The organism is Sphingomonas sp. AP28 (assembly GCF_056680455.1).
Genome location: NZ_CM155283.1, coordinates 2,867,710 through 2,888,892, shown reverse-complemented (window position 1 = coordinate 2,888,892; position 21,183 = coordinate 2,867,710). Strand labels below are relative to the sequence as shown.

21 protein-coding genes and 2 pseudogenes are annotated in these 21,183 nt (G+C 67.0%); 11 read left to right on the top strand and 12 right to left on the bottom strand.

The genetic code is table 11. The features are described 5' to 3' along the window. On the top strand, positions 1-126 hold the full coding sequence (locus AC1MH0_RS13335) for a hypothetical protein (RefSeq protein ID WP_259457500.1): 126 nt from the start codon (positions 1-3) through the stop codon (positions 124-126). A 120-nt stretch (positions 127-246) separates the two neighbouring features. Here the strand turns inward: AC1MH0_RS13335 and AC1MH0_RS13330 are convergent. Next, a pseudogene (locus tag AC1MH0_RS13330) lies at positions 247-893 on the bottom strand (DsbA family oxidoreductase). 68 nt (positions 894-961) lie between these two features. On the opposite strand from AC1MH0_RS13330, the gene AC1MH0_RS13325 reads away from it, so the two are divergent. Further along, on the top strand, positions 962-1,579 hold the full coding sequence (locus AC1MH0_RS13325) for an alpha-ketoglutarate-dependent dioxygenase AlkB (RefSeq protein WP_480963179.1): 618 nt from the start codon (positions 962-964) through the stop codon (positions 1,577-1,579). 10 nt (positions 1,580-1,589) lie between these two features. On the opposite strand, the gene gyrB is transcribed toward AC1MH0_RS13325, so the two are convergent. The 7 genes from gyrB to AC1MH0_RS13290 all read right to left on the bottom strand — a co-directional run bounded on the left by gyrB (position 1,590) and on the right by AC1MH0_RS13290 (position 10,281). Next, positions 1,590-4,121: a DNA topoisomerase (ATP-hydrolyzing) subunit B gene (gyrB, locus tag AC1MH0_RS13320; RefSeq protein WP_480963178.1), complete on the bottom strand. Its 2,532-nt coding sequence runs from the start codon at positions 4,119-4,121 to the stop codon at positions 1,590-1,592. Positions 4,122-4,635: 514 nt separating this feature from the next. Next, positions 4,636-5,436 (bottom strand): OmpA family protein, encoded by an 801-nt coding sequence (locus tag AC1MH0_RS13315; protein ID WP_480963177.1) that lies wholly within the window; start codon positions 5,434-5,436, stop codon positions 4,636-4,638. Positions 5,437-5,523: 87 nt separating this feature from the next. Continuing rightward, positions 5,524-6,756: a DNA replication/repair protein RecF gene (locus tag AC1MH0_RS13310; RefSeq protein WP_480963176.1), complete on the bottom strand. Its 1,233-nt coding sequence runs from the start codon at positions 6,754-6,756 to the stop codon at positions 5,524-5,526. 179 nt (positions 6,757-6,935) lie between these two features. After that, positions 6,936-7,739, bottom strand: coding sequence for a Coq4 family protein (locus AC1MH0_RS13305; protein ID WP_480963175.1), 804 nt, complete (start codon positions 7,737-7,739; stop codon positions 6,936-6,938). Positions 7,740-7,941: 202 nt separating this feature from the next. Beyond that, on the bottom strand, positions 7,942-8,370 hold the full coding sequence (locus AC1MH0_RS13300; protein WP_480963174.1) for a type II toxin-antitoxin system PemK/MazF family toxin: 429 nt from the start codon (positions 8,368-8,370) through the stop codon (positions 7,942-7,944). 8 nt (positions 8,371-8,378) lie between these two features. Continuing rightward, a complete protein-coding gene (dnaN, locus tag AC1MH0_RS13295) occupies positions 8,379-9,497 on the bottom strand; it encodes a DNA polymerase III subunit beta (RefSeq protein WP_056017955.1) in 1,119 nt (372 codons plus the stop codon). Between the two features lie 130 nt (positions 9,498-9,627). Beyond that, positions 9,628-10,281 carry an outer membrane protein gene (locus AC1MH0_RS13290; RefSeq protein WP_480963173.1) on the bottom strand — a complete coding sequence of 218 codons (654 nt, stop codon included), beginning with the start codon at positions 10,279-10,281 and terminating at the stop codon, positions 9,628-9,630. Positions 10,282-10,421: 140 nt separating this feature from the next. On the opposite strand from AC1MH0_RS13290, the gene AC1MH0_RS13285 reads away from it, so the two are divergent. From AC1MH0_RS13285 to AC1MH0_RS13270, 4 genes are all read left to right on the top strand, one after another. Continuing rightward, complete coding sequence (locus tag AC1MH0_RS13285) at positions 10,422-11,105, top strand: histidine phosphatase family protein (RefSeq protein WP_480963172.1); 684 nt, start codon at positions 10,422-10,424, stop codon at positions 11,103-11,105. Between the two features lie 185 nt (positions 11,106-11,290). Next, a complete protein-coding gene (locus AC1MH0_RS13280) occupies positions 11,291-11,743 on the top strand; it encodes a hypothetical protein (RefSeq protein ID WP_480963171.1) in 453 nt (150 codons plus the stop codon). Between the two features lie 224 nt (positions 11,744-11,967). Next, a complete protein-coding gene (gene rlmN, locus AC1MH0_RS13275) occupies positions 11,968-13,176 on the top strand; it encodes a dual-specificity RNA methyltransferase RlmN (RefSeq protein ID WP_133029590.1) in 1,209 nt (402 codons plus the stop codon). Then, entirely contained in the window at positions 13,169-13,927 is a 759-nt protein-coding gene (locus AC1MH0_RS13270; protein WP_480963170.1) for a sulfite exporter TauE/SafE family protein, read from the top strand. Before rlmN ends, AC1MH0_RS13270 begins: the two co-directional genes overlap by 8 nt. Here the strand turns inward: AC1MH0_RS13270 and AC1MH0_RS13265 are convergent. Both AC1MH0_RS13265 and AC1MH0_RS13260 read right to left on the bottom strand, forming a co-directional pair. Beyond that, complete coding sequence (locus tag AC1MH0_RS13265) at positions 13,918-15,462, bottom strand: ABC transporter permease/substrate-binding protein (RefSeq protein ID WP_480963169.1); 1,545 nt, start codon at positions 15,460-15,462, stop codon at positions 13,918-13,920. The two genes, AC1MH0_RS13270 and AC1MH0_RS13265, sit on opposite strands and share 10 nt — an antisense overlap. 10 nt (positions 15,463-15,472) lie before the next feature. Next, the gene (locus tag AC1MH0_RS13260; RefSeq protein ID WP_480963168.1) at positions 15,473-16,246 is read right to left on the bottom strand and encodes an ATP-binding cassette domain-containing protein; all 774 of its coding nucleotides are present in this window, start codon (positions 16,244-16,246) and stop codon (positions 15,473-15,475) included. A gap of 48 nt (positions 16,247-16,294) precedes the next feature. Between AC1MH0_RS13260 and AC1MH0_RS13255 the strand changes: the two genes are divergently transcribed. Further along, entirely contained in the window at positions 16,295-17,086 is a 792-nt protein-coding gene (locus AC1MH0_RS13255) for an SDR family oxidoreductase (RefSeq protein ID WP_480963167.1), read from the top strand. 144 nt (positions 17,087-17,230) lie between these two features. On the opposite strand, the gene AC1MH0_RS13250 is transcribed toward AC1MH0_RS13255, so the two are convergent. After that, a complete protein-coding gene (locus AC1MH0_RS13250) occupies positions 17,231-17,527 on the bottom strand; it encodes a 4a-hydroxytetrahydrobiopterin dehydratase (RefSeq protein ID WP_055881974.1) in 297 nt (98 codons plus the stop codon). A 48-nt stretch (positions 17,528-17,575) separates the two neighbouring features. Here AC1MH0_RS13250 and AC1MH0_RS13245 point away from each other — a divergent pair, with 48 nt between their 5' ends. The 4 genes from AC1MH0_RS13245 to AC1MH0_RS13230 are packed head-to-tail and all read left to right on the top strand — an operon-like array spanning position 17,576 to position 20,303. Then, positions 17,576-17,986: a metallopeptidase family protein gene (locus AC1MH0_RS13245; RefSeq protein WP_480963166.1), complete on the top strand. Its 411-nt coding sequence runs from the start codon at positions 17,576-17,578 to the stop codon at positions 17,984-17,986. Next, positions 17,983-18,555, top strand: coding sequence for a heme ABC exporter ATP-binding protein CcmA (gene ccmA, locus AC1MH0_RS13240; RefSeq protein ID WP_480963165.1), 573 nt, complete (start codon positions 17,983-17,985; stop codon positions 18,553-18,555). Before AC1MH0_RS13245 ends, ccmA begins: the two co-directional genes overlap by 4 nt. Then, positions 18,552-19,193 carry a heme exporter protein CcmB gene (locus tag AC1MH0_RS13235; RefSeq protein ID WP_480963164.1) on the top strand — a complete coding sequence of 214 codons (642 nt, stop codon included), beginning with the start codon at positions 18,552-18,554 and terminating at the stop codon, positions 19,191-19,193. Before ccmA ends, AC1MH0_RS13235 begins: the two co-directional genes overlap by 4 nt. Positions 19,194-19,202: 9 nt before the next feature. Beyond that, positions 19,203-20,303, top strand: a complete 1,101-nt coding sequence (locus AC1MH0_RS13230; RefSeq protein WP_480963163.1) for an oxidoreductase — start codon at positions 19,203-19,205, stop codon at positions 20,301-20,303. Between the two features lie 139 nt (positions 20,304-20,442). Here AC1MH0_RS13230 and AC1MH0_RS13225 read toward each other — a convergent pair. Next, a pseudogene (locus tag AC1MH0_RS13225) lies at positions 20,443-21,069 on the bottom strand (WecB/TagA/CpsF family glycosyltransferase); the annotation flags it as partial. Positions 21,070-21,183 lie beyond the last annotated feature (114 nt).

Here is a 21,183-nt window from a genome sequence, read left to right as displayed (position 1 = left end):
ATGGCCAAGAGCCAGAAGAAATCCAGCAAGGAAGTGCGCAAGCCCAAGGCCGAAAAGGCACCCAAGGCGAACGCGTCCAACCCGACCACCAAGGGCAAGCCGGTCGAGATGACGACGCTGAACTGAGCGGTCGAACCGGGTGTGACCCCGGTAAGATCTCCGACCAAGTAATGACGGGGTGGCGCCCGTCGATCGGGTCGGTTTCACGGACTGTTATCAGCCCGCCGTGGCATGACCCGAATCTCGTCAGCCGGCCGCGGCGATCTGGCGTAGCGCCTGTTCGAAGACCTCGACCGGTTGGCCGCCAGAGATCAGATGCCGGTCGTTGATCACGATCGCCGGCACCGCGTTGATCCCGCGCGCGCGCCAGAGTGCCTCGGCCGCGCGGACCTCGTCGGCATAGCGGCCCGATCGCAGCACATCCCCGGCGGCGACCGGGTCGAGCCCGGCCTTCTGCGCGGCATCGATCAGCACTTCGTGATCGCCGGGGTCGGCATTGTCGGTAAAATTGGCCGTGAACAGCGCGTGCTTGAGCGCCGCTTGCCCTCCCTCGATCTGCGCCCAGTGCAACAGGCGGTGCGCGTCGAACGTGTTATAGATCCGGCTCGCTTCGGTCATCACCATCGTGAATCCCAAGTCGCGCGCGCGGTCGACGATCATTGCGCGATTGGCCGCCGACTGCTCGGCGTCGATCCGTATTTCTCCGCGATATGCTCGCCGATATTCTGGCCGCCAGCGGGCATCGCCGGATTGAGTTCGAACGGCTGGAAGACGATCTCCGCGTTGAGCGCATCTTCGGCGCGGACCAGAGCCTCCTCCAGCGCGCGCAGGCCGATGATGCACCACGGGCAGGCGATGTCCGAGACGAAGTCGATCTTGAGATGGGCGGTCATTTCAGTCTCCGGGATGCGTGCTTAGCGGTAGATTGCAGCGGTGGAGTCGGCAACCATGGGGTCTTCGGATGGGCAGGTTGCGTGCCTACATGCCGTCGATGGGAAACCCGACTTTGGATCTCTTCGGAACACCGCGCCTCCCCGGGCTCGCGTACCGCGACGCACTGCTCGACCAAGACGAGGAGGCGATGCTGATCGCCCGGATCGACGAACAGGATCTGGCGCCGTTCCAGTTCCAGGGGTGGCTGGGCAAGCGGCTGACCAAGTCGTTCGGTTGGCATTATGATTTCGACACCAGCCAGTTCGGTGCGACCGATCCGTTGCCCGACTGGCTGCTACCGATCCGCGCGCGCGCCGCTGCATTCGCCAAGCTGCCTGAGGAGGCGCTCGTCCAGGCGTTGCTGATCCGGTACGATCCGGGGGCCGGAATAGGCTGGCACCGCGACCGGCCGGTGTTCGAGCATGTCGTCGGCATTTCGCTCGGCGTGCCGACGACGATGCGGTTCCGGCGGCGCAAGGCGGGCGGTTTCGACCGGGCCGCCGTACCGCTGGCACCGCGGTCCGTGTACCATCTCAGCGGCGAGGCGCGCCACGACTGGGAGCACAGCATCGCCGAGATGGAGGTGACGCGCTGGTCGATCACCTTCCGCAGCTTCACCGCCAGCGAACGGCAGGACCGGCGCTGACGGTCGAAACTCAGACGTCGAGGTTGGCGACGTTGAGCGCGTTGTCCTGGATGAACTCGCGGCGGGGTTCGACGACTTCGCCCATGAGCTGGGTGAAGATCTCGTTCGCGCTCTCGGCGTTGACCGCGGTGACACGGAGCATCGAGCGGACCGACGGGTCGAGCGTGGTTTCCCAGAGCTGCTCCGCATTCATCTCGCCAAGGCCCTTGTAGCGCTGGATCGCGAGGCCCTTGCGCCCCGCGGTCAGGATCGCGTCGAGCAGGTGGCTCGGCCGCGAGACCTGCGTCGAGCCGCGTGCGGCGACGGCCGTGACCGAGCCGATCACGCCGGCCTCGGGCTCTGCACCCTCTTCGGCCTCGGGCTCCTCGGCCTGCGACGCCTTGCTGGCGGGGACGAGATTCGACGTGCGCGCATAGCTCTCGGCGTGCTCGCCCGACAGCGCGTGGAGTTTGCGCGCCTCGGCCGACACCAGGAAGCTGGCCTCGATGATGTGGTGATCGGTGACCCCGCGCCATGCGCGCTGGAAGTGGATGCCGCCGTCTTCGGTCAACACCGCGGTCCAGCGGGCATCGCCGTCGTCGAGTTCGAGACGACGGGTAACGATCTCCAGACGCGAGGTGCGGTCTTCGACCGACGCCTCGGGATCGAACACGCCGCCGAGCGCGAGTGCCTCGATCATCCCGGCGTCGTAGCGCTTGGGGACGTAGCGCATCAGCGTCCGCATCCGGCGCGCGTGATCGACCAGATCCTTCAGGTCGCGACCCGAACGACCGCCGCCGGGACCGTCGAGCACCATCGTGTTGACGCCCGCATCGACCAGATACTCGTCGAGCGCCGCGTCGTCCTTGAGGTACACCTCCGACCGGCCCTTGGTCGCTTTGTAGAGCGGCGGCTGGGCGATGTAGAGGTACCCGCCCTCGATGATCTTGGGCATGTGACGGTAGAACAGCGTCAGCAACAGCGTGCGGATGTGCGCGCCGTCGACGTCTGCGTCGGTCATGATGACGATCTTGTGGTAGCGCAGCTTGTCCGCATTGAAGTCATCGCGGATGCCGGTGCCCATCGCGGTGATGAGCGTGCCGATCTCGCGGCTCGACAGCATCCGGTCTTCGCGCGCGCGCTCGGTGTTGAGGATCTTGCCGCGCAACGGCAGGATCGCCTGGAAATGGCGATCGCGGCCCTGTTTTGCCGAGCCGCCTGCCGAGTCACCCTCGACCAGGAACAGCTCGGACTTGGCGGGATCGCGCTCCTGGCAGTCGGCGAGCTTGCCGGGCAGCGAGGCGATGTCCATCACGCCTTTCCGACGCGTCAGTTCGCGGGCGCGCTTGGCGGCTTCGCGGGCGGCGGCGGCGTCGATGATCTTCGCGACGATCGCTTTCCCGTGCGCCGGGTTTTCCTCAAGCCACTCGGCCATCTTGTCGGCCATCAAGCTTTCCAAAGGCTGGCGGACTTCGGACGAGACGAGCTTGTCCTTGGTCTGGCTGCTGAACTTCGGATCGGGCAGCTTGACCGAGACGATCGCGGTCAGGCCTTCGCGCATGTCCTCGCCGGTGAGCTGGACCTTCTCCTTCTTCAACATCCCCGATTTCTCGGCATAATTGTTGAGCGTGCGGGTCAGCGCGGCGCGGAACGCGGCCATGTGCGTGCCGCCGTCGCGCTGCGGGATGTTGTTCGTGAAGGCGAGGACGTTCTCGTAATACGAGTCGTTCCACTGGAGCGCGACGTCCATCGTGACGTCGTCGCGTGTGCCGCTGATCGCGACCGGCTCTGGCATCAACGGCACCTTCGCGCGGTCGAGATACTTCACGAACGCGGCGATCCCGCCCTCGTAATAGAGCTCGACGGTCTTCATCTCCTCGTGCCGCGCGTCGGAGAGGAACAGGCGGACGCCCGAGTTGAGGAACGCGAGTTCGCGATACCGGTGTTCGAGCTTGTCGAAGTCAAAATCGGTGATCTTGAAGGTGGCCGGCGACGGGAAGAAGGTCACGCGAGTACCTTTTTGACCCTCCGTAGCGGGTCCGACGACCTTCAATGGCGCGACCGCGTCACCGAACGCGAAGCGCATGTAATGCTCTTCGCCGTTGCGCCAGATCGTCAGGTCGAGCCATTCGCTGAGCGCGTTGACGACCGAGACGCCGACGCCGTGCAGGCCGCCCGAGACCTTGTACGCGTTCTCGTCGTTGGTGTTCTCGAACTTACCGCCGGCGTGGAGCTGGGTCATGATGACCTCGGCTGCGGACACGCCTTCCTCGGTGTGGATGCCGGTCGGGATACCACGGCCGTTGTCGGTGACGCTGACCGAACCGTCGGCGTTGAGGACGATATCGATCCGGTCGCAATGCCCGGCGAGCGCCTCGTCGATCGCGTTGTCGCTGACCTCGAACACCATGTGGTGGAGGCCGGAACCGTCGTCGGTGTCGCCGATGTACATGCCGGGGCGTTTGCGGACCGCGTCGAGGCCCTTCAGGACCTTGATCGAGTCCGCGCCATAGTCGCCCATGTTCGGGAGGTTGGGATTGTTGGTTTCGGGGTTGGATGCCATGCCGAGTATATAGGCATTCGGGGGCCGAAACGGAAGCGAAATGGCCTGTAGGAGTGAGGCGTGCCGCGCCGGAAGTGCACGAAGTGCAGACGCTGGGAGCGTTTTGCGGCGCGTGTGCACTTCGAGGGCCGGGCAGGCTGGTTTCGAGGGGGTTGGGATCGCCATGCGGGGATGGTGACAGCTTGCGCGCGTGTAGGACAGCGGTTCGGGCGATCCCCCCGCGGAGAAGCCACCACCCCGGCGGAGGCCGGGGCCCAGGTGGAAAGGTTGCAGTAACGAGGTGCCGCGCTTCGTTAGCGAGGCCCCCCAACTGGGCCCCGGCCTTCGCCGGGGTGGTACAGCTTGGGTCGGGCTTGTCCCACTCCCCTCGGGGAGAGGGAGGGAGGAGCCGCAGGCGACGGGAGGGTGAGGGGGAGTTGGGATCAGCCTCGCGAGCCTCACTCCCCTCTCCCTTCCCACCGCAAGGGCCGCGGGCCCCTTCCCTCTCCCCGGAGGGGCGAGGGAGTCCGTTGCGTCAGAACCGGTCGGCGCGCTGGCCTAGCAGGGTCACTTCGACGCGGCGGTTGAGGCGCATGCCGGCCGGCGTTGCGTTCGTCGCAACCGGGTCGTGCTCGCCGTGGCCGACGACGCTGAAACGGGCGCGGACGACGTCCATGTCGTCGAACGCCTGGCGGACGCTCGCTGCGCGACGCTCGGACAAGTCCTGGTTATGCGCGTCCGTCCCGCGCGAGTCCGTGAAGCCGTCGATCGCAACCCGGACACCGGGGTTGCCGCGCAGGTAGCGCGCGAGCGGCCGCAGCTTCTCGATCGCGCCGGGACGCAACACGTCGCTGTCGGTACGGAACAGCACGTCCTCCTGCAGCGTCAGCGTCGCGCCGCGCGGGGTCTGGCGGAAGCCGTAGTTGCGCATCGCGCCGCGGTCCCAGGTCGTGGTGGTCTCGACGATCGTCGTCGTGCCGCGGTCACCGCGATAGCCGCTCGGATCGCGGCCATACGCATCCCAGTCGAACCGGTCGCGGCGGGGGCCGGCGATCCGCGCGAATTCGCGGTTGGCGTCGTCGGCTTCGCGGCGGCTGATCCGCCCGTCGCCGTTCGCGTCGAAGTTCGGCATCACGAATGCGATGCCGCGCCGCGTATTGCGCAGTTCGGGGAACAGGATCGGGACGCCGGCGCCTTCGAGGCGATAGCCGGGGCGCGACCAGGGGGCGCGGCTCATGTCGTACCGGCCGCCGTCGCGGGCCTGCGCGAACGCCGGAGCGGTGGTTGCTGCGATCAGCATCAAGCCGAGGGCGGTGCGCGTAAACTTCCGGGTCATTGCTCTCTCTCCGTATCTTCGATGGACGGAGCTCTGCCCGCGCCCGCTTGAACGCGCGGTGACGTCGGTCGACAGCGCGCGTTCAGCCTAACGCCCGACCGCGATCCGCGTTGCCTGTGCGCCGATCGCGTCGAACAGCGCGTCTTCGGTGCCGGTCATCCACACCTGGCCGCGGCCTGCGAGGCGGGCGAACAGCGCCGCGCGGCGGGATGGGTCGAGGTGTGCGGCGACCTCGTCGAGGAGCAGGACGGGGGGCTGGCCGGTGCGTTCGGCGACGAGGTCGGCGTGGGCGAGGACGATGCCAAGGAGGAGCGCCTTCTGCTCGCCGGTCGAGGCGAGCGACGCGGCGCGGTCCTTGTCGAGGTGCGTGACGATGAGGTCGACTCGGTGCGGGCCGCTGAGCGTGCGCCCGGCAGCGGCGTCGCGCGCGCGGCCCTGGGCAAGGTCGGATTGCAGGCGCGTGGTGTCGCCAGCCCAGCCTTCGAGTGTCAGGCCGGCGCGGGGGAACGGGCCGTCGTCCTGATGCGCAAGCCTCGTACCGAGCAGGGTAACGGTCTCGCGTCGGGCCGCGTCGACCGCGGCGCCGTGCTCGGCCATCTGCGCTTCGAGTGCGGAGAGCCAGTCGCCGTCGGGGCGGCCTTCGTCGGCAAGCAGGCGGTTTCGCGCGCGCATCGCGGCGTCATAGCGGGCGGCGTGGTGGGCATGGCTCGGGGCGAGCGCGAGCGTGAGGCGGTCGAGGAAGCCGCGGCGCTCGCCGGCTGGCGCGACGAAGAGACGGTCCATCGCGGGGGTGAGCCACAGGATCGTGAGCCATTCGGCGAGCGCGTTGGCAGTAGTGGTGGCGCCCTGGATGCGGACGATGCGGCGTTCCGGGGCAGAGGCGAGCGTGCCGGTTGCGACGTCGACTTCGCCAACTGCGGGCGCCTCGCCCGGCTGCATCTCGTCCTCTTCTAACTCCCCTCCCGCTTGCGGGAGGGGTCGGGGGAGGGGCGCGTTTTCCTCGGGAGCGGACGCCAGTACGTACGTCGCGCCCTCCCCTAACCCCTCCCGCAAGCGGGAGGGGAATTCTGTTGCGCTCTTCTGCGAGCGCTCTGGAAACAGAGTGGCCGCTACGCCGAATCCGCCTGCCCCGCCTTGTCGCGCCATCTCGCCGAGTGCGGCTCTCCGCAGCCCACGGCCGGGCGCTAGCAGCGACACCGCCTCCAGGATATTCGTCTTGCCCGCGCCGTTCTCACCAGTCAGCACGACGAACCCTGGTCCCGGCGCCAGCGTCAGGTCGGCATGATTGCGAAAATCGGTAAGGACGAGGCGCGAGAGCATTGCCTCGGCCTTAGAGCAGTTTCGAAACCGATTGCATCGCCCTTTTCCGTCCGCCCTGAGCGAAGTCGAAGGCGCGGTTCAAGCGCCGGTACTTCGACTTCGCTCAGCACGAACGGGTAAGGGACCGATCCGATCACATCTGCGCTAGCGACACGTCCAGTCCGCTATCGAGCATCACGTCAGGCGGCGATCCGCTCCGGCGCGATCGCGGCTGCTGCGGTCGCGGCCTTCTGCGTGCTGAGATACGATGCGAGCGCCGGTCCGAGTTCGCGCTGCGCTCGCAGATACGCGACGGGCGTGACGATCCCTAGCCGTTCGCGCGCGGCCTCCAGCGGTTCGTGGAGCAGTTCGAGATAATCTTCGCCCGATACCCACTTCGCCTTGCGACCGTTACGATAGCCTTCCCAGACCGCCTTCGCGAACAGCTTGCTGCCGGTGACTCGCATGCTCTTCAATGCCGCCGCGGAGCCGATCAGCGCCCAGCCGAGCCCGCCAACCTGCGCGTAACTGAACGCGACGAGTGCCGCTTCGCCCATGCTTTCATCCGCCTTGTAGCCGGTCAGCACGTGCCAGATGTCGTGCGTGTCGCGCACCCGCCGGCCGAACCATGCATAGGGATGCGCCAGGTCGTCCTCGGACGGCACGAGCCGCGAGACCTCGACCAGCCCGTCCGCGGAATAGCCCGTCGTCTCGAGGAAATTGCGATACGCCGCCCCGACCGTGCCGGGCGCAAAGCTCGCGACGAACGCGGGGTCGGAGAAACGCTGCGCCAGTTCGACGCGGTCATAGGCGATCCGCCCGCCCTGCTCGGAAGCGATCAGCCGCGCGTAGTTCATCGGCGCATTGCCGACGTTCAGCGCGCGCATGATCCGGAACACCTGCGTCGTGTCGTCGCCGTTGGCGAGCAATTTCTTGATCGCATCGAACGCCGTACGCCAATCGCGACGACCGGTCGTACCGGGAAACGGAGGAAGCTTCGCCATCGAGTCGACTCCTTACTGACATTACTGTTAGTATCAGGTTCGACGGTGGGTTCAAACAAAAAAGGCCATCCCGCAGGATGGCCTTTCGATGACTGCGGCTTCACATGCTTGGTATCGCAATATGTGAAGCCGGCTGCCTGTTTCCAGACAGTCTCCAAGCCCGATACTTTCGCAGAGCGGGAACACTGAAACAGGTGGGCTGTCAAACCCGGTTTGTCAAGGAATCAAGTCCGAGTCCGAAAAGCATGGCTGTCCGAATATCCTGCAACTGTTCGCTAGATACGCGTCCCGTCAGCCACTTTCGCGCGGCCCCACCAGATGTTCTCGAGCCTTTGAACCGATCCAGCCGGTCCAGCGACACGGTCGTGATGATATCGCACTTCGCCCACATGGCGATGCTATCGAACGGCGGTGGAAGAGCCTCCGATAACTCGATCCTGCAGTGATAATTCTCGGTCATCCGAGGTGCCGTCGTGCTGAGCGGTATGATCGTCGCCAATCGTCCGCGTCGTCGCAACCGTGGGCCGACGATAATCACGGGCCGGGCCTTCCGCATCTCGGGTGAGATCACCACGTCCTCATAGCGGCACATGACGATCTCACCCGGTTCCGGATGATAGAGAAGCCCCATGCTGAGCGTTAAACGCGCATCGGCATCAGCACGTACAGCGCGGGCGACTTGTCGTTCTCGCGGATCAGCGTTGGGGCGGCGGCATCCGCCAAGTGCACCTCGACCATGTCGCCGTCGATCTGTGCGAGGATGTCCATCAGATAGCGGCTGTTGAAGCCGATCTCGAAAGGGAGCGCGACGTAATCGCCGGGGACTTCCTCCGCGGCGGTGCCGTTCTCGGGCGATGTGACCGACAACGTGATCTTGTCACGATCGAGCGCCATCTTCACCGCCCGCGTTTTCTCCGTCGCGATCGTGGAGACTCGGTCGACGCCTTCCATGAAGCTTTTCGGATCGATCTTGAGGATCTTGTCGTTGCCGGTCGGGATCACGCGGCTGTAGTCGGGGAAGGTGCCGTCGATCAGCTTCGAGGTCAGGATCGCCTGGCCGAGGTCGAAGCGGATCTTGGTCGGCGACAGCGAGACGCCGACCGAACCGTCGACCTCGTCGAGCAGTTTCCGAAGTTCGCCGATGCATTTGCGCGGCACGATCACGTCGGGCATCGATTCGGCGCCCTCGGGACGCGGCAGCGTGACGCGCGCGAGACGGTGGCCGTCGGTGGCGGCGGCCTTCAGCACCGGGTTCGAGCTGTCGCCATCCGCCACGTGGAGGAAGATGCCATTGAGATAATAGCGCGTCTCTTCGGTCGAGATCGCGAAGCGCGTCTTGTCGATGATCTGCTTGAGCGTCTCGGCGGGCAGTTCGAACTGGGTCGGCAGTTCGCCCTCGGCGATCACCGGGAAATCGTCGCGCGGCAGCGTGCCGAGCGAGAAGCGTGCGCGGCCTGCGACGATGCTCATCCGGCCTTCCGACGCGGCGAGCTGGACCTGCGAGCCCTCGGGGAGCTTGCGCGCGATGTCGAACAGCGTGTGCGCGGACACGGTGGTCGCGCCGGGCTGGTCGACGGCGGCTGCGATCGATTCGTTGATCTGGAGATCAAGGTCGGTCGCCATCAGCTTGAGCGTGCCCTCGGCAGTCGCCTCGATCAGCACGTTCGACAGGATGGGGATGGTGTTGCGCCGCTCCACCACGGACTGGACATGGCTCAGCCCCTTGAGGAGCGTTGCGCGTTCGATCGTCGCCTTCATCGTAATTCCCCCCGCCACCGCAGCCGGACTCGGGGCTGGGGGCAATCCGCAGATGGCTTACCCAACAACAAAGGGTCGGAGCAAGCGCCCCGACCCTTCTTTGATCACGGTAAACGTCGCGTTAAAGCGATCAGAAGCGGAAGCCGTAGCTCGCCACGACCTGATGACGGTCGGTATCGACGTCGAAGCGGCTGCTGGTGCCGCCGGTCGCATAGTCGATGTTGCCGCGCTCATAGTTCGAATACCGATATTCGAGCTTGGCATAGCTGTTCGGGCCCATCGCGTGCTCGGCGCCTGCACCGACGCGCCAGCCGCCGAGCTTGAAGTTGGTGTCGGTGGTCTGGCTGGTGCTGCCGGCGAGCACGCTCAGCTTCGAGTTGGTGTAGCCGCCCTTGACGTACAGCATCGTCGTCGGTGCGACGACATAGCCTGCACGAGCGCCGACATAGATGTCGCGGCCCTGCTTGACGCGGCCATAGCCGAAGTCGCTGGTGTAATCGTTGCGGTCGCTCTTCGCGGTCGAACCCGTCAGTTCGGCTTCGGCACCGAGCACGATGTTGTCCGAGGTCGCGATATCGTAGCCGATGCCGCCGCCGTACAGCAGGCCGTCGATCTTCTGGTCGTCGCGCCCGTTATTATTGGACACGCTGCTGCCGGCGCCGGTGTGATCGTAGCCGAGCGTGGCCTCGACGCGGGGGCCGGTGAAGGTCGGGTTAGTCTGCGCGAGGGCGGGGGCGGCTACTGCGGTGGTGGCGAGCAGCGAGACGGCGATGAGCGTACGCATTGGGGTTACTCCTTACTGATCTGGCGCCCCATTACGCGGGGCGGACCGCTCCAATGGACTAACCGCGCAGGCGTTGCATGAACCCCAGATAAACGCGGAAATCCGTTGCTTTTGCGCCACAGGGGGTTGAAACGCGGGCCATGATTCCAAGCCAACGGCAGGGTGAAAGCGACGCCCGATCAACCGATATTCTGGCCCCGCGGAAAGGTCGCGATTTCGTCGCGCGACACGGCGAAACCGTGTTCAATGCGGCGCACCGGCTGCAGGGGGATGCCGCGCATACGCCGTTGACGCGCGCTGGCTTTGCGCAGGCGGACGAGCTTGGGCGGGCGTTGCGAGAAGAGCTGGGGGCGAAGCCGGCGCTGACGCTGTGGTCCTCCCCGACCGGCCGCGCGTTACAGACGCTGGCGGTGATCTGCGAGCATCTGGAACTGGACTGGCATGATGCGCGGACCGATCCGCGGCTGGTGGAGATCGACATGGGGTCGTGGGGCGGCCGCTATTATGCGGACGTTATCGACGAGGTCGGGCCGGTGATGCTGCCGGGTGGGACGCTGAAGCCTTCGCAGGACGGCGAGACCTATGCGGAGATCGCGGCACGAGTCGGCGGGTGGCTGGCGGATACGGCGGCGGATCCGGGCGACCGGTTGGTGATCATGCACGGGATTTCGAGTCGGGTGATGCTCGGCGTGATGACCGGGGCGGCGGTCGATCCAGTGCTCGGTGCGCCGGTTGCGAAGGGGTTGCCGCAGGGGTCGGTTACGCTCGTCGAGAATGGACGCGCTACGGTGCCGCATCTGGGTACGGGATTTGCTCCGGCGTGAAATTCGCGTGGGTCGAAGGTCTCTCATCGGGTTCAAGCACTTCTGCTCCCCTCCCTGGAAGGGAGGGGTTGGGGGTGGGTCGGTTTCCCTGTGTTCGAACCGCTGGGGCTCGATCGGGCCTACCCACCCCCCGCCCCGCCCTTCCAGGGAGGGGGGTTCTCTGGCGTTTGGTTTTGGCGGTGGGGGTGTTTGCGATTGCTGCTCCGGTAGCGGCGCGTGACACGGTCGGCGTCTACCATGGGTGGGGTGCGTTCCGGGACGCTACGCCAGCGCGGTGTTACGCGATTGCGCGGCCGGTGATGGCGGGGGGGCGTGCTTCGGGGTTTGCCAGCGTCGCGACATGGCCGAAACGGGGTTTGCGCGCGTCCTTGTATGTGCGGCTGAGTCGCGAGCGGGATCGGTCGGCGGGGGTGACGCTGACCATCGGCGAGCGGCGATTTGCGCTGGTGGCGAATGGGTTGGATGCGTGGGCTGGTGACGCGCCTAGCGATCGCGCGATCGTCGCGGCGATGCGGTCGGGGCGGAGTATGAGTGTGGAGGCGGTTGGTGTTGGGGGGCGGCCGTTCGTCGATGCCTATGCGCTGCCGGGCGCGGCGACGGCGATCGATGCGGCTGTGTTGGCGTGCAGCGGGGGGTGACGGTTTGCGGAGCGTACCCCAATCCGATGGTACCACCCCGGCGGAGGCCGGGGCCCAGTTGGAGAGGTGGTCATAACTACGGGCTGAGCGTCACCATCTTCGTCCCCCAACTGGGCCCCGGCCTTCGCCGGGGTGGTGCCTGTCTCCTGAGAGACGGCTGAGCGATTCCGCCCTCGTCCAGCAGCCAGTAGAAAAATCACGAAAATTCCGCTAAGGGCCGCCCCATGCAGACCGCCGCGAACCTCATGCCTATTCCCGGGCACATCGACCCCGTGCCCGTTCCCCGCAGCTTCGTGCCGCGTAGCGATGGGCGGATCGACCTGCTCGGGCTGTCGCTCGCCGATCTGCGGATGGCGCTGGAGACGTCGCAGCTTGAGGAGAAGCAGGCCAAGCTGCGCGCGAAGCAATTGTGGCACTGGATCTACAATCGGGGCGCGACCGAGTTCTCGGCGATGACCGATATCTCGAAGACGATGCACCCGTGGCTGGAGCAGCGCTTCGTGATCAGTCGGCCCAACGTGGTCGAGGCGCAGGTGTCGACCGACGGTACGCGGAAATGGCTGCTGCGCTCCGACGATGCGCAGGATTACGAGATGGTGTTCATCCCCGACGCGGATCGCGGCACGTTGTGCGTGTCGAGCCAGGTCGGCTGCACGCTGAACTGCACGTTCTGCCACACCGGCACGATGCGGCTGGTACGCAATCTGACGCCCGCCGAGATCGTCGGCCAGGTCATGCTCGCGCGCGACTCGCTCGGCGAATGGCCGAGCCAGCCCGAGGGGCGGATGCTTACCAACATCGTGATGATGGGCATGGGCGAGCCGCTGTATAATTTCGAGAATGTCCGCGATGCGTTGAAGCTGGTGATGGACGGCGCTGGCCTTGCGCTCAGTCGCCGACGGATCACGTTGTCGACGTCGGGCGTGGTGCCGATGATGGCGCGCGCGGGGGCCGAGATCGGCGTGAACCTGGCGGTGTCGCTGCACGCGGTGACCAAGGAAGTGCGCGATGAGATCGTGCCGCTCAACCGCAAATACGGCATCGAGGAATTGCTGCAGGCGTGCGCGGACTATCCGGGCACGAACAACGCGCGACGGATCACGTTCGAATATGTGATGCTGAAGGACAAGAACGACTCTGACGACGACGCGCGCGAACTCGTGCGGTTGCTGCGGAAGTACGAGCTGCCGGCGAAGGTGAACCTCATTCCGTTCAATCCGTGGCCGGGTGCGCAATACGAGTGCTCGACGCCCGAGCGGATCAAGTCGTTCTCGAGCATCGTGTTCGGCGCGGGCATCTCGGCACCGGTGCGGACGCCGCGCGGGCGCGACATCGATGCGGCGTGCGGGCAGCTGAAGACCGCGTCGGAGAAGAAGAGCCGCGCACAGATCGATCGCGAGGCCGCTGCCGAGGCTGATGCCGCCTTTGTCTGATCTGGGTTCGCTGGGATTGGCGGCGGGGGCGGGAATGCTGGGCGGCGCGATGAACGCGCTGGCGGGCGGTGGCAGCTTCGCGACGATGCCGTCGCTGATCGCGCTCGGCCTGCCCTCGCCGATCGCCAATGCGACCAGCAACGTCGCGGTCCAGCCGGCGGCGATGGCGAGCGCGTGGGCCTATCGGGCGGATCTCGGGCCGGTCGGCGGCGTCGGTATCCGGACGCTGGCGGGGATCACGTTCGTCGGCGGGCTGGTCGGCAGCCTGCTGTTATTCTTCACCCCGGCGACCGCGTTCGACGTGATCGTGCCTTGGCTTCTGCTGATGGCGACGCTCGCGATCGCGTTCGGCAAGCCCGCGTCGACCTGGCTGCACGCACGCGTCGCGATCGGGTCGCGCTCGCTGATCGCCGCGCAGACGTTGCTGGGGATCTATGGCGGCTATTTTGGGGGTGGCGTCGGGATGATGCTGACCGCCGCCTGGGGGTTATTGTCCGGTGCTTCGCCCGCCAAGCTCGCCGCGCCGCGCACGCTGATGCTGGCGACCGCGAACGCCGCCGCGACGATCGTGTTCGCGGCAACGGGCATGGTCGCGTGGACATTGTGCCTGCCGATGATGGCGGGCGGCGTGGTCGGCGGGTATTTCGGCGCGCGGTTCGGACGGAAGCTGCCCGACGGCGTGATCCGCGCCTGGACGCTGTTCGTGACCGCGACGACGACGATCGTGTTCTTCTACCGCGCCTATTCCTGAAGCCCGGTCTTCGCGGCGAGCCATTTCGCCGCGGCCTCCGGCGTTTCCTTGTCGGCATCGCGGTCGACCCGGTAGTTCGCGGCGCGCATCGCCTCGACCGGAATGCGGCCGACCATCGGCTTCAGCGCGGCGAGGAACTTGGCGTCCCCTGCCCGCTTCGGCGCCACCATCAGGATCGCGTCGTAGCCCGGGATCGCACGCCGCGGGTCGGTGAGCACGGTAAGCCCGTCCGCGGCGATCCGGCCATCGGACGAGAAGGCGGAGATGACGTCGACATTGCCGCTCTCCAGTGCGCGGTACATGAAGGTCGGGCTGTACGGCGTCGTCTTGGCGAAGCGGAGCGGATAGGCGCGCTTCACCGCGGCCCATTCGGGACGTTCGAGGAATTCGAGATCGCTGCCTAGCGTCATGCCCGGCGCGGCCTTCACCAGATCGTCGAGGCTGGCGATGCCTTTGGACTTCGCCGCGTCGCCCTTCATCGCGAAGGCGTAGGCATTCTCGAACCCGAGCGATCCGACCAGGCCGACATGATGCTCGCACCTCGCCCAGTCGGCGATCGCGGCGACCATCGCCGGGCGTTCGGGGACGTCGTTGCGCTTCATCTCGTTCGCCCAGATCGTCCCGGCGTAATCGACATAGACGTCGATATCGCCGCCGGAGAGCGCGCCGAAGACCACCGCCGAGCCGAGGCCATCGCGATATTCGACGGTGTAGCCGGCATGTTCGAGCCGGTCGCCGATCAGCCGCGCGAGGATATATTGTTCGGCGAAGTTCTTTGCGCCCACGACGACCGTGCGGTCTGCGCCACTTTTGGGCCAGAGCGGGGCGGTCGCCGCCGCGGTGCCCAAGACCAGCACCACCGCGCTCGCGATCCAAAGCCAGCGGCGGCGCGCGCGGATGCCGTATTCGATCGCTCCGATCAGCGCGTCCACTGCCAGCGCAAGCGCGGCCGCCGAGACGCAACCGGCGAGCACCAACGCCCAGTTCTGCGTCTGCAACCCCGCGAAGATCATGTCGCCGAGGCTCGGCTGGCCGACCGTCGTCGACAGCGTCGCCGCGCCGATCGTCCAGACCGCCGCGGTGCGAATGCCGGCGATCAGCACGGGCGCAACCAGAGGTGCCTCGACCAGCCGCAGTTTCTGCGCGGGCGTCATGCCGACCGCGTCCGCCGCCTGGATCACCGCGGGATCGATGCCGTGCAACCCCGCCACCGCATTTCGCAGGATCGGCAGCAGCGCGTACAGCGTCAGCGCGATCAGCGACGGGAGGAAGCCGAGCGCGGGGATGCCGCCGCCGACCAGCGCGGAGAGGCTGAGCAGCAGCGGATAGAACAAGGCGAGCAGCGCGAGGCTCGGGATGGTCTGGACGAGACTCGCGAAACCGAGCGACACGCGCGCCACAGTCGCGTTGCGCGCGGACCAGATGCCGAGCGGCAGGCTGATCGCGATGCCGAGCAGCAGCGCCGCCGCGGAGAGCAGGACGTGGTTGGCGAGCAGCGGCGGCACGCGGCCGAGCGCGTCGAGGAAAGCGCTCATGCGCCCCCCCTCATGAGACTAGCGCCTGCAAGCGTTCGGCCTGTGCGCGCGGCACCTGCACCAATGCCTGCGCGTCGTCGCCACCCTTGCCGGCGACGAGATCGGCGGGCGTGGCGTCGGCGACGATCCGTCCCGCCTTCATCACCAGCACGCGGTCGGCAAGCAGCAGCGCCTCCGCCATGTCGTGCGTGACGAGGATCGTGGTCAGCCCGAGCCGGTCGTGGAGTTCGCGGATCCGCGTGCCGAGCGCATCGCGCGTGACCGGGTCGAGCGCGCCGAACGCCTCGTCGAGCAACAGCAGTTTCGCGCCGGGTGCGAGCGCGCGGGCGATGCCGACGCGCTGGCGCTGGCCGCCCGAGAGTGCGTCGGGCATGCGGCCCGCAATGTCGCGGGGCAGGTCGACGAGGTCGAGCAGTTCGCCGACCTTCGCCTCGTCCGTGCGGCCAGCGATGCGCAGGCCGATGGCGATGTTCTCGGCGATCGTCATGTGCGAGAACAGGCCGATATTCTGGAAGACGTAGCCGATCCGACGGCGCAGTTCGGGCGCGGGCTCGGCGGCGACGTCGGCACCGTCGATCGTCACGCGGCCTTCGCTCGGCTCGACCAAGCGGTTGAGCGTCTTCAGCAGCGTCGACTTGCCCGAACCGGACGTGCCGACGAGCGCGACGAAACTGCCGCGTGCGATCTCCAGCGAAACGCCGTCGACGGCGATCGTCGTGCCCCCAGCGCCTGGGTATCTCTTGGTGACGCGTTCGAAAGCGAGCGCTGGGGAATTGTCTGGCATCTGCGCGCAGGATGCGGGAAACATACCGGAAAATCAAATGGAGAGGGTATGAGCCAGCAGGGCATTTTCATCACCGGCGGCGGATCGGGGATTGGCCGCGCCACCGCGATATTGTTCGCGCGGAAAGGCTGGCGCGTCGGGCTCGCCGACGTCAACGTCGCAGGGCTAGCCGAGACCGCCGCATTGCTGCCCGCGGGGATGGTCAGCACCTACCCGATGGACGTGCGCGACCGCGATGCGTGGGTGGCGTCGCTCGATGCGTTCGTCGCGACCACCGGCGGGCGGCTCGACGTGCTGTTCAACAATGCCGGGATCGGATCGGGCGGGCCACTCGCGGAGACCGACTTCGCCGAAATCGACCGGGTGATCGCGATCAACCTGGTCGGCGCGCTGAACGGGGCGCGGATCGGCCATGCGTATCTGAAGCGGACGCCGGGATCGTGCCTGCTCAACACCGCGTCGGCGTCGGCGATCTATGGCTCGGCGGGGCTCGCGCCCTATTCCGCGACCAAGTTCGGGGTGCGCGCGATCACCGAGGCGCTCGATGGCGAATGGGCGGCGGACGGGATCAAGGTGCGCTCGATCGTGCCGAGCTTCATCGACACGCCGCTGCTCGACTCCGCCGCGGGAAACACGAACCACTCGATCCGCGAGACGGTGACGGGTGCGGGGCTGGAGCTGACCGGCGTGGACAAGGTCGCGGAGGCGGCTTGGGCGGCGGTGCACGGCGACAAGGTGCACACTTTCGTGGGGAAGACCGCGCACCGGATGGCGTTCGCCGCGCGGTGGATGCCGGGTGCGCTGCGCAAGCGGATGCGGCGGGATATGCGGAAGGGCTGAACCCGCTTTAATCCTCCCCCGCCAGGGGGAGGTGGCTGGCACTTGCCAGACGGAGGGGGCGGTACGGGATGACCGAGGTTCCGTGTCCTCCCCCTCCGTCACCTTCGGTGCCACCTCCCCCTGGCGGGGGAGGATCGTTTTACCTCAGGCGTCGCCGACGATCGCGTCGATCGCTTCGGCCATTTCGATATCGCGCGGTGACAGGCCGCCTGCGTCGTGCGTGGTCAGCAGGATTTCGACGCGGTTCCAGACGTTCTTCCACTCCGGGTGGTGGTTCGCGCGCTCGGCGATCAACGCGACCTGCGTCATGAAGCCGAACGCCTCGACGAAATCGGCGAACACGATCGTCCGCGTGATCGCGTCGCGCGCATCGTCGTAATCCCATTCGTCGAGCCCATCGAGCGCCTCGGCCCGCTCGGTATCGTTCAGTGCTTCGATCATCGGGCTCTCCCTTGCCGCAACAGTTCGCCGACGCGTATGGCTGGCGGCATGAGCGGGCAAGCGACAATATCCGGGGAGGCCCCCGACGCCGACACGATCGAGGCGATCGCGCGGGCGACGATCGCCAGGCTACCGGTGCAGTTCGCCGAACATCTCGGCGACATCGTCTTCGCGGTCGAGGAGTTTGCCGACGACGAGACGCTGGCGGCGCTGGGCCTCGAACACCCGCTCGACCTGTCGGGACTGTATCACGGCCGCCCGCTCGGCGAGAAATCGTCGATGGACTCAGGGACGATGCCCGACCGCATCGTGTTGTACCGCCGCGCGATCCTGGAAGAATGGATCGAGACCGGGGTGCGCCTAGACGACCTCGTCGCGCATGTGACGATCCACGAGATCGGCCATCATTTCGGCCTGAGCGACGACGACATGCGCGCGCTGGAGGATAGCGCGACGTGAGTCTCGCGTTTCGCGACGTGGCGTGCGTACGAGGCGGAAGATTGCTATTCTCGGGCGTCTCGTTCGACCTCGGGCGGGGCGATGCGGCGATCGTCACCGGCCCCAATGGCGTCGGAAAATCGAGCCTGATCCGCATCGCCGCCGGCCTGCTCGCGCCGTTCGAGGGCAACGTGGCGTGTGACGCGGACAAGGCGCTGCTGACCGAGGCGAGCGCGCTCGACTCAGACCGCACGCTGACCGCTGCGCTTCGTTTCTGGGCCACGTTGGACAATGCGCCAGCCCCTGATACCCGGATCGCGCAAGCGCTGTCCGCCCTCGATCTGGATGTGCTCGCGGACATTCCGGTCCGCCTGCTGTCGACCGGGCAACGCCGCCGCGCGTCGATCGCACGCGTTGCCGCCAGCGGGGCGCCTGTCTGGCTGCTCGACGAACCCGCCAACGGGCTCGACACGGTGTCGATCGCTCGACTGGAAACGCTGATCGCCGAGCACCGCGCCACTGGCGGCATCGCGCTGGTCGCCACGCACCTGTCGCTAGCGATCCCCCACGCGCAGGAAATCGCGTTGTGATCGCGCTGATCCGCCGCGATCTGCGCCGCAGCGTGTCGAGCGGTGGCGCGACATTGGTGGTCGCGTTCTTCCTGCTGGTGGCGACGCTGTTCCCGTTCGCGATCGGCCCCGACGCGGCGTTGCTCGCGCGGATCGGCGGCGGGGTGATCTGGACCGCGGCATTGCTAGCGGCCCTGTTGCCGGTCGAACGCCTCGTCGGTCCCGATCTGGAGGCAGGCGTGTTCGACCAGTTCGTCGTCCGCAGAATGTCGCTCGCGCTGGTCGCACTGGCGAAGACGATCGCTCACTGGCTGAGCTTCGGCCCCCCGCTGATGCTCGCCTCGGTGATCGCCGCCGGCCTGCTCAACCTGTCGACCGACACGCTGCTCCGCGTCGAGATCGGCCTGCTGATCGGCACGCCTGGCCTTGCCGCGCTCGCGGTTGCCACCAGCGCACTGGTCGCGGGGGTGCGCGGCGGCGGGGCAGTGACGGGCCTCGTGATGCTGCCGCTCGCGGTCCCGTTGCTGATCTTCGGTGCGGGATCGCTCGATCCGGCCGGCGGCGCGGGCGCGGTCAAGCTGCTCGCCGCGGTCAGCCTCGTGCTCGTCGCGGGCGCGCCGTTCCTGGCGGCGGCGGCGATCCGCGCGGGCATGGACTGAGGGGTGAGCATGACGGACGAGCAAGCCGGCCCCATACGCGTCGGGCTGATCGGATACGGGTTCTCGGGCAAGACCTTCCATGCCCCGTTGATAGCGTCGGTCGCGGGGCTCGAACTTCGCGCGGTGTCGTCCAGCGATGCCGGGAAGGTGCAGGCGGACTTTCCGGGGATGGCGGTCCACGCCGATCCGCACGCGCTGATCGCGGCCGAGGACATAGACCTCGTCGTGATCGCCACGCCGAACGAGACGCATGCGCCACTCGCGCGAGCAGCGATCGCGGCGGGGAAGCATGTCGTGATCGACAAGCCGTTCACGCTCGATCTCGATGAGGGACGCGGGCTTGTAGCACTGGCGAAAGATCGGGGCGTGCTGCTGTCCGTCTTCCACAACCGCCGCTGGGACAGCGATTTTATCACCGTGCGCACCGCGATCGACGACGGTATGGTCGGCGACGTCACGCATTTCGAGTCGCATTTCGATCGGTTCCGGCCGGACGTCCGCGATCGCTGGCGCGAGCGATCGGGGCCGGGCAGCGGTGTCTGGTATGATCTCGGTCCACATCTAGTCGATCAGGCGTTGCTGTTGTTTGGCCTGCCGGACACGGTCCAGGCATCGATCGCGACACAGCGCCCGGGTGCGATGACCGACGATTGGGCACATGTCGTCCTGTCCTATGGCGAGCGCCGCGTGATCCTCCAGGCGAGCATGCTGGTGGCGGGCGGCGTCGACCGCTTCACCGTGCACGGCACCGCTGGCAGCATGACGAAGCGATTTGCCGATCGACAGGAGGCGCAACTTCTAAGCGGAATGCGGCCGGGCGACGCGAACTGGGGCGAGGATCCCGATCCGCTCGTGATCCACGTCGCCAACGGGCAACGCGAACAGCGCGCTATACCCGGCGACCAGCGTCTTTATTACCGTGGAATCGCGGCGGCGGTTCGGGGAGCCGCGAAAAACCCGGTCGCGCCGATCGAAGCGCTGGCGGTCATAGCCGTCGTCGAGGCGGCGTTCCTGTCCGCAAAGACCGGCACGACGACGGCATTGGCGCTGACCGATCGCGAGCGGGACGCCGCAGCCCGCGCGCTATCGTCCGCGACTGTACAAATCTGAACGATCCGTCCCGGCGCCGCGCGGGTATCGAATGCGTCGCTTGCGTAGCACCTCCGGTCGGTTGCCGATCCGGATCTTCTCTGACAGGATTGCGACGTGCCCGACCCCCTTCACCACGGCCTGTCACGAGATAGCGCCAGCCAAGCCGCACCGGTTCGCGTGCGGCACGGTAGAGCCACTCCAGCCCGGTCGCCTGCATCCAGCTCGGCGCGCGCGATACGCCGCCGCCATAATGATCGAACAGCCCGCCACAGGTCCGGATCCACGCGACCCCGCCGAGCAGGTGCCGGTTGTCGAGCGCGAACCGTTCCTGCGCGGGACTGCCCATGCCGATCCACAACACGTCGGCGCCGGACGCGCGGACCTTCGCGCAGATGTCCGGGATCGCGTCGGGCGAGAAGAACCCGTGGCGCGTGCCGACGACCTTGAGGCCGGGAAAGCGGCTGCGGAGATGTTGCGCGGCGCGGGCCGCGACGCCCGGGCGCGAACCGAGGAAGAAGAAGCGGATGTCGTCGCGCGCGGCGATGGTGGCCGCATCGAGCAGAAAATCGGTGGTGGCAATGCGCTCCTCGAGCGGTTCGCGACACAACAGCCGGCTGGCGAATACGAGCGGCATGCCGTCGGCATCGACGATGTCCGCGCCGTCGATCACGCGTCGATACGCCGCGTCGCGGTTATAGGCGGCGATCACGCTGCCATTGGCCGAGGTGACGATGCGCGGCTCCGCCAGGGTTCCGGCGCGCGCACGCACCGTGTCCGCAAGCATCAATGCCGCGAGTTCGCCGCGCCGCAGCCGGGCGATCTTCATCCCGCCGATCGTCACGGTCCGCACGCGGTCGTCGTTGCCACCGCCAGCGCCGTCACCAGCGCCAGCGCCGTT